Here is a 14,466-nt window from a genome sequence, read left to right on the forward strand (position 1 = left end):
ATTGGCAGGAACTTATATACCTTAAACATTTTTATGGTTTAACGTGTATCAATATAGGCTTATAGAAAGACAAAAAAACGCTTATTTTAACCAGAAAACCACTTTTTGAAATAAATCAAACCCGTGTTGGTTAGGCTCATAACCCAAGGGTCACAGGTTCGAGTCCTGTTCCCGCTACTAGAAAAGCCGATGATCACTGATCGGCTTTTTATTTTATACCTATCTGGCTGAATTACAACGTATTCAGATAGATTTCGAGCCTAGTATATCCGCTCTTATGAATCGTATTGCGATCCTCCGCATTATTAGGATCCAGACCATTCGCTTCCTCACGGCAATCGAGCACCCCGTCCTAATACGTATCCAACGGTGTTGCAGCCATCGCCTGTTCGGGCCAACGTAAAGGTTTCTTATACCATATAAGTTTATTAATCCGCAAGTACTACCCTTTCCGCTTTTTTCACTTTTCCAGCTTTATAATCTACTTTTAATACGGAGGACCTAAAATTTAAACCTGGCTTTCTTCCCGTAAAGTACCTCCAAGAATCACTTTTTATATCATTACCCTCCAATCCTACTAGTTGAATAACCTCCGCCTTTGATTTTCCGATTAATAATTTACTATCGATAAGATCATCCTCTATTTCATAACGCGTATCTTTTTCTGTAGCCCACCTATTGGCTGTAAAAGCATGTTTAGGATAATAATTTATAACCATAAAAAATAGGACGATACAGCTTATAAAAAATACAGGCGTAAATACAATCGTCAATAACCAAAGTATTAATATTCGTATTTTTTTATTTGTAATCCGTTTCTTCAACAAGCTTTGGATTAGATAATAGACAGGAATACTAAATAAATAAAGAATACTCAAGGGGATTAAAAAGACGACAATACTTTCCATCGAAGTGAAAATATAATTAGAATAATATAGTCATACCTAATGAATCAATAGAACGTTTATTTTCACAACATGTAAATGTTCTTATTTATAAATTTTATTCAATTCGAATAGTTAGCAGATGCTAGTTTTTTAGAAAGATAATTTTCACTCCAAGCCTATAATTCTCTTTACTTTCAAACAGGTTAGTGAACAATAATAGGTTCTTACAGGTCATTACCGCTAAATGATGTGTTGTATAACTTCTTATCCTATCCATTCGTCCTATCCCATAAGTTCGTAGGTCGCTTCTTTTTCGAGTACACGCTAGCTATGAAGGTATAGAGCCCCCCTTCCCTATAAATCTCCACTTCATTTTGGGTTATGGCAGACATAACTAATACTCTAATAGCCACTTATCGCAATAAAGATAAATGTATATACTTTGAAATACAAAGTTCTTTGCATAAACCATCTCAGATTGAGTTAATCTGGCCTTAGGAATGGGTTGTAGTAATAGACAAAGTAGCTTCAGTAATCCTGGTAAACGCAGCTGACTACTAGTACGGTCCTTTACGAAGATGTGGAGTACAGCGGTATACGATTGCGAATGCACTTTGCAGGATCAGCGAAAGTCAGTCGCTGATAGTAATGCATTATTCGTACGTTTTTCTGGGAAAGTTTTGATCTGTAAGTGAAGAAAGTAGAAAATTATCATTTTCAAGTAACGTTTAAAGCAGCTGAACCCTATCTTTTGAAATCTGCTAGGGGCAGATTTCAAAAGATAGGGTTCAGCTGCTTTCCTTGCCTACTAACCTATCGTCTTATCCAGTTCAGGCTTATGCCTACGAATATTAATCTTAACATACTTGGATGCCGGCATATTCGCCCCTTTTACCACATTGTTAATGGATACCAAAACATTGGCTTCCGGGAAATACGTCATCGTACTTTTTTGCGGAATCGAATATTTTACAACGATAAATAATGGAGCAACACGCTCGATTCCATCATCGTAATTGAACAAATCCACTTTATCGCCTTCTTTGAGTCCGGCTTTCGCCATATCTTTTTCGTTCATCATCACCACTCTCCGTTCATTGAAAATCCCGCGGTATCGATCGTCTAAACCATAAATAACGGTATTGAATTGATCATGTGTTCGGGTCGTTCCCATCAGATATTCGTCGTCGGCCAGCGTATTATCCGGAATTGGGGTTACGTTAAACGCTGCTTTTCCCGGGTACGGTTCGCTGTTAAATTTTCCATCTCTGGCGGCGTTCGGCAGATAAAACCCACCCTTTTGCACGACGCGTTCATTATACCTTTCAAAGCCCGGAATACACTGCTCCACATCCTCACGAATGGCGTCATAACTGTTCATAAAACGGTCCCAATCAATCACGGAACGTTCACCCAAAACCGCTTTCGCCATTCGACAAGCCACGTGCGTTTCATTGATCAGGTGTTCCGAAATGGGTTCCAGTACGCCACGTGACGACTCGATTACGCCCATTGAGTTTTCCGTACTCACGTGTTGCAGCTCTCCATTTACTAGGTCTTTTTCACTTCGGGAAATTACCGGAAGGATCAAGGCTTCTTTGCCGTGAACCAAGTGGTTTCGATTCAGCTTGATGGAAACGATTACGGACATTTCCAGCTTTCGCATTGCTTCGGCGGAATAGGTAGTATCGGGAGCGGCGGATAGGAAATTTCCGCCCATGCAGAACATAAATTTCACCTTCTCCTCGTGCATGGCTTTCAGGGCCTTCACCACATCGTAACCACCCGCTCTGGGAACGTTAAACCCGTAAAAGGATTCCAGTTTGTCCAGTTGCTCTTTAGTCGGATGGTGATTGATCAGTAAGGTTCGGTTGCCCTGCACATTGCTATGACCACGCACGGGACACACACCTCCCCCTTTGATTCCGATACTGCCTTTCATCAGCAACAGATTCACGATGTTGTAGATCATTTCCACGCCATTGTGCTGCTGCGTGATTCCCATTCCCCAGGCAATCAGAATTCGTTTTCGGGCGGCAATCATTTGGGCCGCTTCCCTCAGTTTTTCAATCGAAACGCCACAGGCCTCCGAAAGAAAATTTAGATCATACTGCTTTAACTCCTCCGCCAGGTCGTCAAAACCTGCCGTTTTATTCGCGATGAATTCATGATCGAGCACTTTCCCGGGATTTTTGGCTTCCTCTTCCAGCAACAGTATTTGCAGGGCTTTCAGCAGGGCCATGTCTCCGTTGATTTTAACGGGAAGATACAAATCGGACAATTCGAGCGGTTTCCTGAGCAGGGCACTCGGACTTTGCGGATCTTTAAAGCCCATCAAACCGGCTTCCGGTAGCGGATTGATGGCCATAATCTTCGCTCCATTTTTCTTCCCTCGAGCTAAGGCCGAAAGCATCCGCGGAGAGTTGGTACCCGGATTTTGTCCGATGATGATGATGAGTTCAGAATCGTAGAAATCTTCCAGCTTCACGGTCCCTTTGCCAATACCAATGCACCGGGTCAGGGCGTAGCCAGAGGTTTCGTGACACATATTGGAGCAATCCGGGAAGTTATTGGTACCGAATTCGCGGGCGAATAATTGATAGACCCAGGTGGCCTCGTTACTCGTTCTTCCCGAGGTATAGAAGATGGCCTCGTTGGGGGAAGCCAGACCGTTTAACTTTTCAGCAATTTTAGCGAAGGCCCTTTCCCAGCTGATGGGCTGGTAATGCGTTCCGCCCTGGGGCAAATACATTGGTTCTGCGATTCGACCCAACTGACTAATTTCATAATCAGACCGTTGGGACAAGTCGTATAATGAATTTTCTTTGAAAAAGTCTGCCCCAATCTTCTTGGAAGTGGCTTCCTCGGCGAGTGCTTTGGCTCCGCTTTCGCAGTACTCGCCCAATCGGGAACGCTCATCATCGGGATCGGGCCAGGCACAGCTGGGGCAATCGAAGCCGCCAAACTGATTCATGGCAAACAACGCTTTTCCACCCCGAAGTACCGAATCATTTTTTACCAACTGCTCCACCGAATGCTTGACGGCCGGAGCACCGGCGGCCCAGCTTTTAGGTGATTTGTGTTTTAAATCCAATAACTGATGCGGAGGTTCTGCGGCAGGCAATAGACTGGTAGGATCAGCTATCTTTTTATCATTTTCATTCGTTTTCATAAGGCTTTCATTAAAGAGGATAGTTACGTTTGGGCACTAGTACTCTGGTCTTCTGCGGGGGTAGAGATACGGATAAAAGCTCTCGGCTAACTAGTAACCTTTCACCAGTAAGAATTCCTTTCTGAATCAATTTTCCAGTAGTTAACCCCATTCCATTTACTATCAATCACACGATGTATGGTTGCCAGGATACGGTTTATTCAAGCGATCGCATGCTATTCTCCGATTTGAAAAGGGCTTCCAGCATGATACATATTGAATCGATTATGACGCATAAATCCCAGTAAAGTAATATCAAATTCCTTGGCCAGATCCACGGCTAAACTCGAAGGAGCTCCGATCGCTGCTACCACCGAAATACCGGCCATGGCTGCTTTTTGAATCAGCTCGAAGCTGGCTCTGCCGCTTAGTACCAAAATACGATCCCTGAGCGGTATTTGCCCGGTAAGCAAAGCATTTCCAATGAGTTTATCCAGGGCATTGTGCCTTCCGACATCTTCCCGCAGGGCCAGCAGATTACCCTCAAAATCAAAAAGTCCTGACGCGTGGATGCCACCGGTAGCACTGAAATTGCTCTGGAAGGTTTGTAATTTTTCAGCGAGCTGATAAATCGTTTCGAGACGAATGAGCTGCGGCTTTTGGTCCAGTTTTTGAAAGGCACTGACCGTTCGGATGGAAGCGATGGAGCCTTTGCCACAAACGCCACAGCTGGAAGTAGTATAAAAATTCCGATCGGCATGCATCAGTTGGGGCACAAAACCCGCGGCAAGCTCAACGATGATCACATTCTCAGCATTACGGGAACATGCCGCCCGAGCATGATCAACACTCCGGATCTGCTGCGAATCCGAAAGAATGCCTTCCGTAAATAAGAATCCAAGGGCCAGCTCCGCATCGTCGCCCGGCGTCCGCATCGTTACGGATATGTTTTTGGTGATCGGTGTGGCCTGATCCTCATAGGAAATTCTGATTTCCAACGGCTCTTCCACGGAAACCGCATCGGTATAAGGAAAACGCTCGTTCTCCGTCACTTTGACGATTTCGATCGTTCGCACGGAGTTCTGTTTCAAGGTATGGGCTTTCATGCCAATAAAACCGCTAACCCTGGGGTTTTGTTGTCTGCTGCTCACCCGATGGATATAAGCCTAACTCAGCAGGTTACTTCTATAGAACTTAAAAGGAATCGTGAAAGGAAAGAAAGAGCGGATGTAAACCTAAAGTACCAACAAACGCAGTAATAGAGGATTCACCTGGCAAAGTTGCTGGTGACGCTTCACTAGACACCAATAATGGCGGGAGCATTACTTAGGGTTATACACAATACTTTTGAATCAGAGCTTCTTCTATACCCTTCTTACGTCCCAGGTAAGCCAGCACTCTAACCAAGGGCGTAGTGAGGAGTCCTGCCAGACCCGTCAACCGCATATCGCTCATCACCGCACCTATTCCCATATGATAGATATTCCTGGGAATATTCGCCTTTGAATACTGTCCATCCTGAGCTAAGCCACACAGAATTCTTAGTGTATTCTCCAAACCCGTAGAACCAGGCACTACCTTGTTGGTGAACGTAATAGGATGGTCGTTCTGATTAAAGAACCGGTGATTTTCTCCTTTTTTTACTAAATACGATTCTCCCGGCTTCAAAAATATCTTCTTCCCGTGCTTCAATTCCATGCCCAATATGCCTTCCTGTGCGGTAAATAGTTCCGTATACGCTTTGTGATAATGCATGGGATTCCCACCACCCGGTTCCAGAGAAATTTCAAGTTCAGAGTACGCCCCAGAAGTTTCTTCAGAAGTAGTCACGAATACAATGGTTTCCTTTAGTGCAGGATTGTAGATAGTTCTTTTCATATTCAATTTATGAATTAATAAATCTTTTCTTAGGAGATAGCTAGACTATTAGCTCCTTTATTTTAAGCAATACCTAGTAAGGTATGTAATTTATATACATTATTAATAAAAATTTCCTTGCGTCAAGGAATGTTTCGGTTAGCGTCAAGAACAGACCCGCCGTTACTAGTGATGCTTTGCTAAACACTAACAACGGCGGTAAAATCAGAATGTATGTTCAGCTTTTATTCCGTTTTATTTAATGTCCAAATAATTGCTTTTTCTTTTGTCGCTCTAAAAATGGTGTTGTGTTTTTCTTTTGGCTCGGGTGAATAATTCCATTGTACTGTTGAGAGATTTTTTTTCTGGAAGATTTTTGCCAACTCATCGGTATATTGTGAAATGCCTTCTGTATTTGAACCCGCAAACCAAATCCGTTTCTCTGTTTTAGAAAAATCGTTTAAATACTTTTCTGTAGTTTTGATTAAATAGTGATTATTCCACCAAAGAGAAGGGTCAAACGCAATATAATGATTGAATAGGTCAGGCGTAAGAAAGAATGTTTCTACTACAAATAGTCCTGCTAAAGATTCGCCGATAATACTTTTTCTAGGTGTTACTCTGTACCGTTTGTTTATTTCGGGGAAAAGTTCCTCTTTTATGAAAGCTCTAAATTTTTCTGAACCTCCAACCACTGGGGCGATTTCTTTATCTTTTTCTACTTCAGTAAAACCAGTCAAATCCCTTCTTCGTTGCGTATTTTCAATTCCTACTAGAATTAAAGGCTTTATTTTATTCTCCTGGATCAATTTAGCCAACGTATTAGCAAGATGAGGAAAGTCTTCTTGTATTCCTCCGTCTGCCATATACATTACCGGCAATGAATCAGTGTTTGTTTTATAATTTGCGGGTAGCCATACATTAATGGTCCTTTCTTCTCCAACTTTTTTAGAGTGAATTTTAAAGGTTTCGTGTTCTGGAATTGGATCGTCTGGCTTTGATGCTTTTGAAAAACTTGTAAGTACTACAAGTATAACTAGTAAATTATAATAAATGAATTTCATGTTTTTTTTGCCCATTAACATTTTCTATACTGTCATTTCAAACGGTAAAATAAATGCAATGATAAGCTTTGTTTCGAGTGATGTACTAAGAACTTAACGCTTGGAACCTTTTATCGCCTTGCCTAGCTATTCCGCAAAATCTTTTCTAGGGCACGACCTTTCGCTAATTCGTCCACGAGTTTATCCAGATACCGAACCTGACGAGTGAGCGGGTTTTCAATGTCTTCAATCCGATAGCCACAAATAGTTCCGGTAATCAGATAAGCGTCAGGATTGAGGGTGGCTTGTTCGAAAAAAGATTCAAAGGATACTTTTTCATGGATCAGAGCCTGAATTTTCTGATCATCAAATCCTGTCAGCCATTCAATGACCTGATGCAATTCTTCCTGAGTGCGGCCTTTCTTTTCTACTTTCGTTACGTAATGCGGGTATACGGACGAGAATGTCATAGTGGCGATACGCTGATCGTGGGTAGCTGAATTGTTCATGAGATCATTTTCAAAATGATAAAATTAAGTCGCTTATAATTATTCCAACTAAGTTTACCTAAATAGTATACTATCTTTTAAAAGGAATGTTGCAAATAAATCGATGAATATCAGCGCATTATAGTTTATGTCGATAACAGAAATTATCTTATCAACTTGTAAACACTTTTCCTCAATAATGATTTATAGCTTAACATAGAACTGATTATATAACAAAAGTAGGATGTTGATTCACTTTAAAGATTGGGAGTTTGAGGTCGATAGACGAATTACTAAAGACGTTTATGATGCCATAGATAAGGGGGGTGCTCAAACCTGTGGATGTAACTATTGTCTGAACTTCCTCCTTCAACAAGAGGGCATTTATCCACCAGAAGTAGTCGTATTCTTCGAGGAAGTGGGTATTGATTATCACAAGGAAGTAGAAGTGGTTGAATACGGAGAGGTAGAAAAGGGCCAATACCTGTACAACAGTTGGTTTCACTTCGCTGGTAGGATAATGAAGGGCAAAACTTCTGCTCGGCTCTTACCAACCGGCGGCTATCAGTTCGAGTTAACTTCCCTCACTGAAACAGCTAAAATTGGTTTTTGGCCTAATAACGACTTAGCCTACTTCCCAAACGGAATTCCTTTAGTTCAAGTTGAGTTTGAAATTCGCTTACCTTGGAAGCTGAACGCGGGAAATTAAAATTGAGACTAGGTTAACATTTATGCACTTCTACAACAGAAATAGGCGATGAATTATAGTCTCTATTTAGTCTTACTGTGTTATATTTCGATCGGTTGTACAAGCCAAGAGAAAAAAGGGAAATTACGGAAAATCAAGTCTAAAGGTATAATCTATTTACTACTGTAAGGTATTTTCCTGAATGGCTTTGGAAGTAATGAACCTGCTCGTAATGGGCAATCATCTTTAAGTACTTTCAATACCATCTCCTCATTTTTGATTATCACTTGATAAATCCCAATAGCTTGGGTGTCACAGGGACTAGTTCCACTTATTTTTTTCCAAATCAGCGAATCTCCCTTCATTGTATAGGTCATCGTTTCGAGCAACTGCTTGTCCGCTACCGTATACATAGTCATCGTGTCTACTCCATAGCGAAGAACAACATCCACGACTTTGCTCGTATGGACAGTACCTTGCCAGGCAGTATTAGCTAGTGGGTTTTTTATCTGAGCAGTAGTCGTTAAGCTAGCTGCTATAAGAAGAGTACTAACCAATAATTCTTTCATAAGATAAAGTAGTAGTGTATCGTCAAGAAAAGGTTAAATTTATTAAGCTAGACCAACTAGCTTTAGCGTATAACTACCTGATTTATGCCATATAAATGCTTTCATCAAGCTGGTAAATGTACTAATTAATGCCGTTTATACCTTTCCTCGAGTTGCTTCAGCTCTTTAGAACGACTGTCCAAATATTTCTCACCTTTCAAGGTCAGATAGAGCGAGTAGGTAGGTCGAGCGTTACATTCCAGGACCTGGGATTGTCTAAGATCAATGAAATATCGATCAAATCTACGTCCTTAACTTTTGTGGTGAGTTGGGGATCAGTGAATTCCTCTAATATAGCCAGTTCTTGCCATAAAACTTCAATGAGCAGATCATAAATGATTGAGTACTTATCAGCGATTGTTAGAAAGGAAAGGTGATTTATATTTTCAAACAGTTGATATAGGCCCAATAGTCCCTCCTCGATACTTAGGAGCATGGCTAGTTTTTCTAGTTTTCGATCAACAAACTCATACAGTTTTTGCTCCTTCATTACTGTTGACTAATCACAATTAGGTTGACTACTATAACCCACTTCAACAAATCAAGATAAAGATGCTCACGAAACCCTCTCCGCTATGAGACAAAACAGCGTATAATAGATTCGCCTTACTGAACTATAGGAAGGGTACGATTAGCCAAGTTCAATAAATGAAGCCCCATCAAATAGGGCATAATGAAGGGGAAAGCAGGAATAGATACTAAGTAGGTGGCAATCACCAGGGGTTCAATCGAAAAAGGGGGCAACACACTCAGCAATGCACCGGCCAGGCTGAAGATCAGATAAAGCCGGCAAGCTCGGGCCTTGAACCAGCCAATTGATTGCAGTGCTTGTGCAAAACCAGCAGTAGCCAGATAAAACAGGGCAACCTCCACCCCACTTATCCAGGTAAACAGGGCTCGCATGGCCAAATACCAATCGGGTCGTTTGGCCATGGAGACCCCTGAAAAGTGGGTGAACGATTCGACTAAAAAGCTGCCCCAATACGCCATGTTGAGGATAAATAAAGGGAGTGCTATACCCATAGCCAGTAAGCCCAGTAAGCCGTACGTCTTCTCACCGCTTTGTCGAAGTTGGTTAGCCAGTAACGCAAATCCAGCCGTGATTGAAATTCCTCCCGCTATTAACAATGCATAACGAATCTGTTGTTCCGTAGCGGTGGCCACCCAGTCGGCAATGGAAGTGGGCGGAGGTCCCATGCCCGCAAAAACGGTAAAAAAGGTCCAAGGGATAATCACCAGTAAAGCAATGGCACCTCGTTGCCGTTGCTGAGGATCGAGGCTGGTTAGGCAATTCTTTCCCAAATGCCTAACGGCAATGACCATCAGCAGGGCATGAACTAGCCAGATGGGTAGATAGAGTTGGGGTTTGCTGTGCCCGATTGCTAAAGCTACAGCGGCGGCTAAAAAAGGAACCAGGGTAAGGTAGAAACGGCTGAGTGCTTGTAGATTAGTCATCAGGAAGTGGATTGGTACATTGGGATACTTAAGGAAACCAATCTACGCATCATTCAGCAAACTATGGTGAACGACGTTTCTTACATAAACGCTCTTGCTTGAAACGAAAGCGGTTTCATTGGTCCTTTTTGTTCACAAGTAAAGGCGCGTTTACCTATGTACCAGGGTTACGACTCTGCAAGGGTCGTGCCTGATTTGTTACCTTAGCTAATACCTGTCAACTATTCCAGACCACTTTGCTTGAATGCATTAGATTTAAAGAGGATACTACTGACAAAATTTTGAAAACCATAGATAGGTATCGGGATACTTCTTCTTCTATTGTGGAGTAGTTTGAGAACGTAACTTTGATATTTTTTAATATCTGCCATACTCCTCCAAAGGCATACGACAACGGCTGAACTAGACCATTTTTGCTACTTCCACTGATTTCCCTTTTCAGTAGCCGCTGAGCCTGCCTAGCGATAAACGTACGGTTACATGCTGTTCAGAAATTTACTACATTTAACTTGTCTGAATAGCTGTCCGTAACGAACGACCCAACGCCATAACTCCGTGACTTTCTCATGCTACTCTTGCCATGCAACAAAGCCGTTAGCTAATATAAAAAAACCCTGGCTCCACACAGAAGCCAGGGCAATAAAAAATTCAATCAAATAATTTACTTCACCTCACCCAGCAACACCTCAACCGCCTTTTCCAGCTGCTGATCTTTGCCGGTGCTTACCTGCTCGTAGTCGTTCCAGACTTTGATGTCGGGTTCGGTTTGCCAGTTTTCGAGGTATTTGCCGTTCATGGCTTTTACGCCCAGCGGCGGTACGCCCCAGCGAACGCTGTTGTCCTGCAGGGATTCCCAACCCGCGAAGGTACAGGTGCCCGGTACGGGCTGACCGACCAGTTTGCCCAGCTTCATTTCCTGCACGGTAAAGGCGTAGCAGTGACCGTCAGAATAATTCGCTTCGTTGGCCAGTGAAATGCTGGGCTTCGTCCAGCGGAAGTTGGGTTCGTAGCCGTTACTGCGGGTATCCGTGGTGTAATCCATGAACTTTTTACCCGAGAGGAACATCGCTAGATCGGCCACCAGGTCGCCGCCGCCGTTGAAGCGGGTATCAATAACAATCCCTTTCTTATCGGCATACTTGCCCATCACTTCCTCGTAGGTCATGCGGTACGCTCCGTCGTTCATCCCCGGAATGTGCACGTACCCCAGTTGACCCTTGCTTAGGCGTTCCACTTCATCCTGATTGCGTTTCACCCAGCGACGGTACAGCAGCGCACTCTCCTCACCCAGCGATACGGGCTTCACAATGATTTCGCGACGTTCTTTGCCGTCTACCACCGTCAGCAAGGTATTCTTACCCGCCTTGCGGTTCAGGTACTGGGCCAGGTCGCGGGCGGGCGTAATCGTTTCGCCGTCGATAGCCTCGATGATCATGCCGGGTTTTACGTTCAGATTCGCCTTCGACAGGGGACCGTTGGCAAGCACTTCTTCCACCTTGATGCCGTTTCCGCTAAAATTCGGATCGTAGAAAATACCCAGCGACGCCGTCTGATCGGCATTGGCGTTGAAGCTTCCGTACGAAGAACCACTATGCGACACGTTCAGCTCACCCAGCAATTCACTTAGCATTTCCGAAAATTCGTAGTTGTTGCTGATGTGCGGCAGGTACTTCTCGTAATCGGGCTTATAGCTGTCCCAGTTGATGCCGTGATAACCGCCCGTGTAGAAGGTCTCTTTGGTGCGACGCCACACGTGCTCGAACATAAACTGCCGCTCGGCCAGCGTATTCAGCATCATTTCACCGCTGACGTTGATGCCTTCCTGTTTCGAGGTAGCCGGATCAATTTTCACAATGCGACCGTCCGTATTCAGGAAAATGTTCTTCTGGTCTTTGTCCCACACCATTGAGCCACCGCCGGAGTTCAGCGGAATCAGCATTTTAGTTTCTTTGGTACGCAGATTCGTCGACCACAAGTTATAGCCTTTCTCAAAACGGGCGAGGTAATACAGCGTTTCACCGTCTTTGCTGATCAGGGCATCGGCCAGCGAAGCCGAGTGGATGGTCAGTTTCGCCTTCCGATCCGCCAGTCCTTCCCACTCAATCAGGATATTTTTAACGCTGTCTTTCTTGGCAACTTTGGCGTCTTTCTTCTTGGTGGTATCGGCTTTCGCGTTTTTCTCGTCGATGTCCTTCGCCAGAGCCGCCTCTTCTTTGCTCAGTTTAAACTTGTCAAAGGCTTCCTGCGTAAAGAACATCGCGTATACGTCTGAGGTACCGCCGCCGCTCATGGCCGCTGCCCGCAGACCGTCGCGGTTGCTGAACCAAAGCATGGCTTTACCACCCATAACCCACTTGGCCCGGAAATCCTGGAAGCCGCTTTCGGTCAGGTTGCGTACCTTGCCCTTACCGCTCGCTTCTACGATACCGATTTCTCCGGCGGCGATGCCCGGCATGCTGTAATCAAACAAGAACCATTTACTGTCGGGACTCCACTGGAAGTACTGGTCATTATCCCGCATCGAGAATAACTCCTTATCGGTAAGAATACTACGGGTCTGCTTGGAGGCGATGTTGTATACCTTCAGCGTCATTCGGTTTTCGATAAAGGCGATTTCTTTGCCGTCGGGCGAATACTCCGGCTCGTAGTTTTCCTTGCTGTTGTCGATGATCGGTGTTTCCTTGATCAGCGTGGAAGCGTAGAAATAGGGTTCTTCCTTACGGGTAATCCGGGTTTCGTAAATTTTCCAGGTATTGCCGCGTTCGGACGCGTACAGCAATGCTTTGCCATCGGGCGAGAAGCTGACGTCGGTTTCCTGCTCGGGGGTGTTGGTAATACGTTTGGTAATACCCCCTTCGAGGGAGCTGACGAATACTTCCCCCCGGAACAAGAAAGCAACTTCTTTGCCATTGGGTGATACAGCCATACCGCGAACACCACCGCTGACGGGCAGTACCTTTTCATTATTGCTACGGGCATCGGCGGCGATGCTAATACTGAGCTTTTGCGGTTTACCGCTGGGTTGCATCGTATACAGATCACCGTCGTAGCTAAAACACAGCGTACCGTTCTGAGCCTGACTCAAAAACCGCACGGGGTGTTTTTTGAAGGAAGTCAGGGCCTGCGGCTGCGTCGGATTGTCCAGCGAAAGTTTGTAGACGTTGAAGGAGCCGTTGCCTTCGCTCAGGTATACCAGACTTTTATCGTTATCGGCGAAAATCGGATTCCGATCCTCCCCAGCAAAGGTGGTGAGTTTGGTGTGCTTCTTAGCTTTGGCATCGTACACCCAGATGTCCCGCGTAATGGAGGAAACGTGGTGCTTCCGCCAGGCGTTTTCGCCGCCTTTTTTATCGTGGTACACCAGCTTGTTGCCGTCTTTACTGAATTTTACGTCCTCAGCGGGCGTCGTGAAGAGCTGCTCGACGCGCCCCCCCTGTAGGGAGACTTTGTACAATTCCGGTTGTGATCCCGTCGGGAACTGGCGGTTGCTGGCCACGTCCATGCGGGCAGAACCAAACACGACCTGCTTCCCATCCGGCGTAAACTCGTAGGGGTACTCGGCCGCCGAGTGATACGTCAGGCGTTTGGCCTCCCCGCCGTCGACGGCAATGGTAAAGACATCGAAGTTTCCGTAACGATCCGACGCAAAGGCGATGGTTTTGCTATCGCGGGACCATACAGGCATGAAGTCATGAGCTTCGTGGAACGTCAGCGGTGTGGCGACACCACCCGTAGCGGCCACTTTCCAGAGATCACCTTTGTAGGTGAATACTATTGTTTTTCCATCGGGCGAAAGGGCCGGATATCGCAGCCAGGAAGGCGTTTGCTGGGCCTGCGAAACCAATGCCCAACTGGCCAGCAGTAAGGCGGTAATAATCTTTTTCACGGGAGAATGTTAGTTTGAGACAAACAGGCAAGATAAGGGTTTTCTTCGTTTGTTTTTAGGGATTTTGAGTTGATGTAAGCTTAGGTGGGGTGTTTTTATGAAAGTTTTGTTTGTATGAGATTTGGCAATAGGCTATTTTGAATGAAGGGGTTTTAGTTTAGTTCCTGTAAGTACAGCATAGGCTTTCCATGCAGATACTTACTGCACTTGGTCTTAAAGATCAGTATTTCTTCCTTTAGAGACGGTTGGTTTTTTAGTCCGTATACATTCCTTCCATGTGGGGCGGGGCATTCCATGCCGGCACGCCCACCGCTCTTTTCATCCTGCTCAAGGCCAACGCGGTGCGGATGAAACCACCATGGAATGGAAGGCGGCTTGAGCCCCAGAATGCGATTCCCGGAAT

At 44.7% G+C, this 14,466-nt stretch carries 10 protein-coding genes; 1 reads left to right on the forward strand and 9 read right to left on the reverse strand.

Going from position 1 to position 14,466, the window contains the following annotated elements; translation table 11 throughout:
• Positions 1-428: 428 nt before the first annotated feature.
• The 6 genes from C5O19_RS19955 to C5O19_RS19980 all read right to left on the reverse strand — a co-directional run bounded on the left by C5O19_RS19955 (position 429) and on the right by C5O19_RS19980 (position 7,447).
• A complete protein-coding gene (locus C5O19_RS19955) occupies positions 429-908 on the reverse strand; it encodes a hypothetical protein (protein ID WP_104715141.1) in 480 nt (159 codons plus the stop codon).
• A gap of 787 nt (positions 909-1,695) precedes the next feature.
• Positions 1,696-4,059: an FdhF/YdeP family oxidoreductase gene (locus C5O19_RS19960; RefSeq protein ID WP_104715142.1), complete on the reverse strand. Its 2,364-nt coding sequence runs from the start codon at positions 4,057-4,059 to the stop codon at positions 1,696-1,698.
• Between the two features lie 215 nt (positions 4,060-4,274).
• On the reverse strand, positions 4,275-5,144 hold the full coding sequence (fdhD, locus tag C5O19_RS19965; RefSeq protein ID WP_104715143.1) for a formate dehydrogenase accessory sulfurtransferase FdhD: 870 nt from the start codon (positions 5,142-5,144) through the stop codon (positions 4,275-4,277).
• 226 nt (positions 5,145-5,370) lie between these two features.
• The gene (locus tag C5O19_RS19970) at positions 5,371-5,916 is read right to left on the reverse strand and encodes a cupin domain-containing protein (RefSeq protein ID WP_104715144.1); all 546 of its coding nucleotides are present in this window, start codon (positions 5,914-5,916) and stop codon (positions 5,371-5,373) included.
• Positions 5,917-6,140: 224 nt separating this feature from the next.
• Positions 6,141-6,959 carry an alpha/beta hydrolase gene (locus C5O19_RS19975; protein WP_104715198.1) on the reverse strand — a complete coding sequence of 273 codons (819 nt, stop codon included), beginning with the start codon at positions 6,957-6,959 and terminating at the stop codon, positions 6,141-6,143.
• Positions 6,960-7,081: 122 nt separating this feature from the next.
• Positions 7,082-7,447 carry a DUF2200 domain-containing protein gene (locus tag C5O19_RS19980; RefSeq protein WP_104715145.1) on the reverse strand — a complete coding sequence of 122 codons (366 nt, stop codon included), beginning with the start codon at positions 7,445-7,447 and terminating at the stop codon, positions 7,082-7,084.
• Positions 7,448-7,670: 223 nt separating this feature from the next.
• Here C5O19_RS19980 and C5O19_RS19985 point away from each other — a divergent pair, with 223 nt between their 5' ends.
• The gene (locus C5O19_RS19985; protein WP_104715146.1) at positions 7,671-8,135 is read left to right on the forward strand and encodes a hypothetical protein; all 465 of its coding nucleotides are present in this window, start codon (positions 7,671-7,673) and stop codon (positions 8,133-8,135) included.
• Between the two features lie 152 nt (positions 8,136-8,287).
• Here the strand turns inward: C5O19_RS19985 and C5O19_RS19990 are convergent, their stop codons facing one another.
• The 3 genes from C5O19_RS19990 to C5O19_RS20005 all read right to left on the reverse strand — a co-directional run bounded on the left by C5O19_RS19990 (position 8,288) and on the right by C5O19_RS20005 (position 14,063).
• Positions 8,288-8,683, reverse strand: a complete 396-nt coding sequence (locus C5O19_RS19990; RefSeq protein WP_104715147.1) for a hypothetical protein — start codon at positions 8,681-8,683, stop codon at positions 8,288-8,290.
• 645 nt (positions 8,684-9,328) lie between these two features.
• On the reverse strand, positions 9,329-10,177 hold the full coding sequence (locus C5O19_RS20000) for a hypothetical protein (RefSeq protein WP_104715149.1): 849 nt from the start codon (positions 10,175-10,177) through the stop codon (positions 9,329-9,331).
• A gap of 661 nt (positions 10,178-10,838) precedes the next feature.
• Entirely contained in the window at positions 10,839-14,063 is a 3,225-nt protein-coding gene (locus tag C5O19_RS20005) for a S41 family peptidase (RefSeq protein ID WP_104715150.1), read from the reverse strand.
• Positions 14,064-14,466 lie beyond the last annotated feature (403 nt).

Source organism: Siphonobacter curvatus, assembly GCF_002943425.1.
In the GTDB taxonomy this organism is placed as follows: Bacteria; Bacteroidota; Bacteroidia; order Cytophagales; family Spirosomataceae; genus Siphonobacter; species Siphonobacter curvatus.

Coding starts and splice junctions, on each gene's coding strand:
- C5O19_RS19955 (WP_104715141.1), bottom strand. CDS start 908: ATGGAAAGTATTGTCGTCTTTTTAATCCCCTTGAGTATTCTTTATTTA.
- C5O19_RS19960 (WP_104715142.1), bottom strand. CDS start 4,059: ATGAAAACGAATGAAAATGATAAAAAGATAGCTGATCCTACCAGTCTA.
- fdhD (WP_104715143.1), bottom strand. CDS start 5,144: ATGAAAGCCCATACCTTGAAACAGAACTCCGTGCGAACGATCGAAATC.
- C5O19_RS19970 (WP_104715144.1), bottom strand. CDS start 5,916: ATGAAAAGAACTATCTACAATCCTGCACTAAAGGAAACCATTGTATTC.
- C5O19_RS19975 (WP_104715198.1), bottom strand. CDS start 6,959: ATGAAATTCATTTATTATAATTTACTAGTTATACTTGTAGTACTTACA.
- C5O19_RS19980 (WP_104715145.1), bottom strand. CDS start 7,447: ATGAACAATTCAGCTACCCACGATCAGCGTATCGCCACTATGACATTC.
- C5O19_RS19985 (WP_104715146.1), top strand. CDS start 7,671: ATGTTGATTCACTTTAAAGATTGGGAGTTTGAGGTCGATAGACGAATT.
- C5O19_RS19990 (WP_104715147.1), bottom strand. CDS start 8,683: ATGAAAGAATTATTGGTTAGTACTCTTCTTATAGCAGCTAGCTTAACG.
- C5O19_RS20000 (WP_104715149.1), bottom strand. CDS start 10,177: ATGACTAATCTACAAGCACTCAGCCGTTTCTACCTTACCCTGGTTCCT.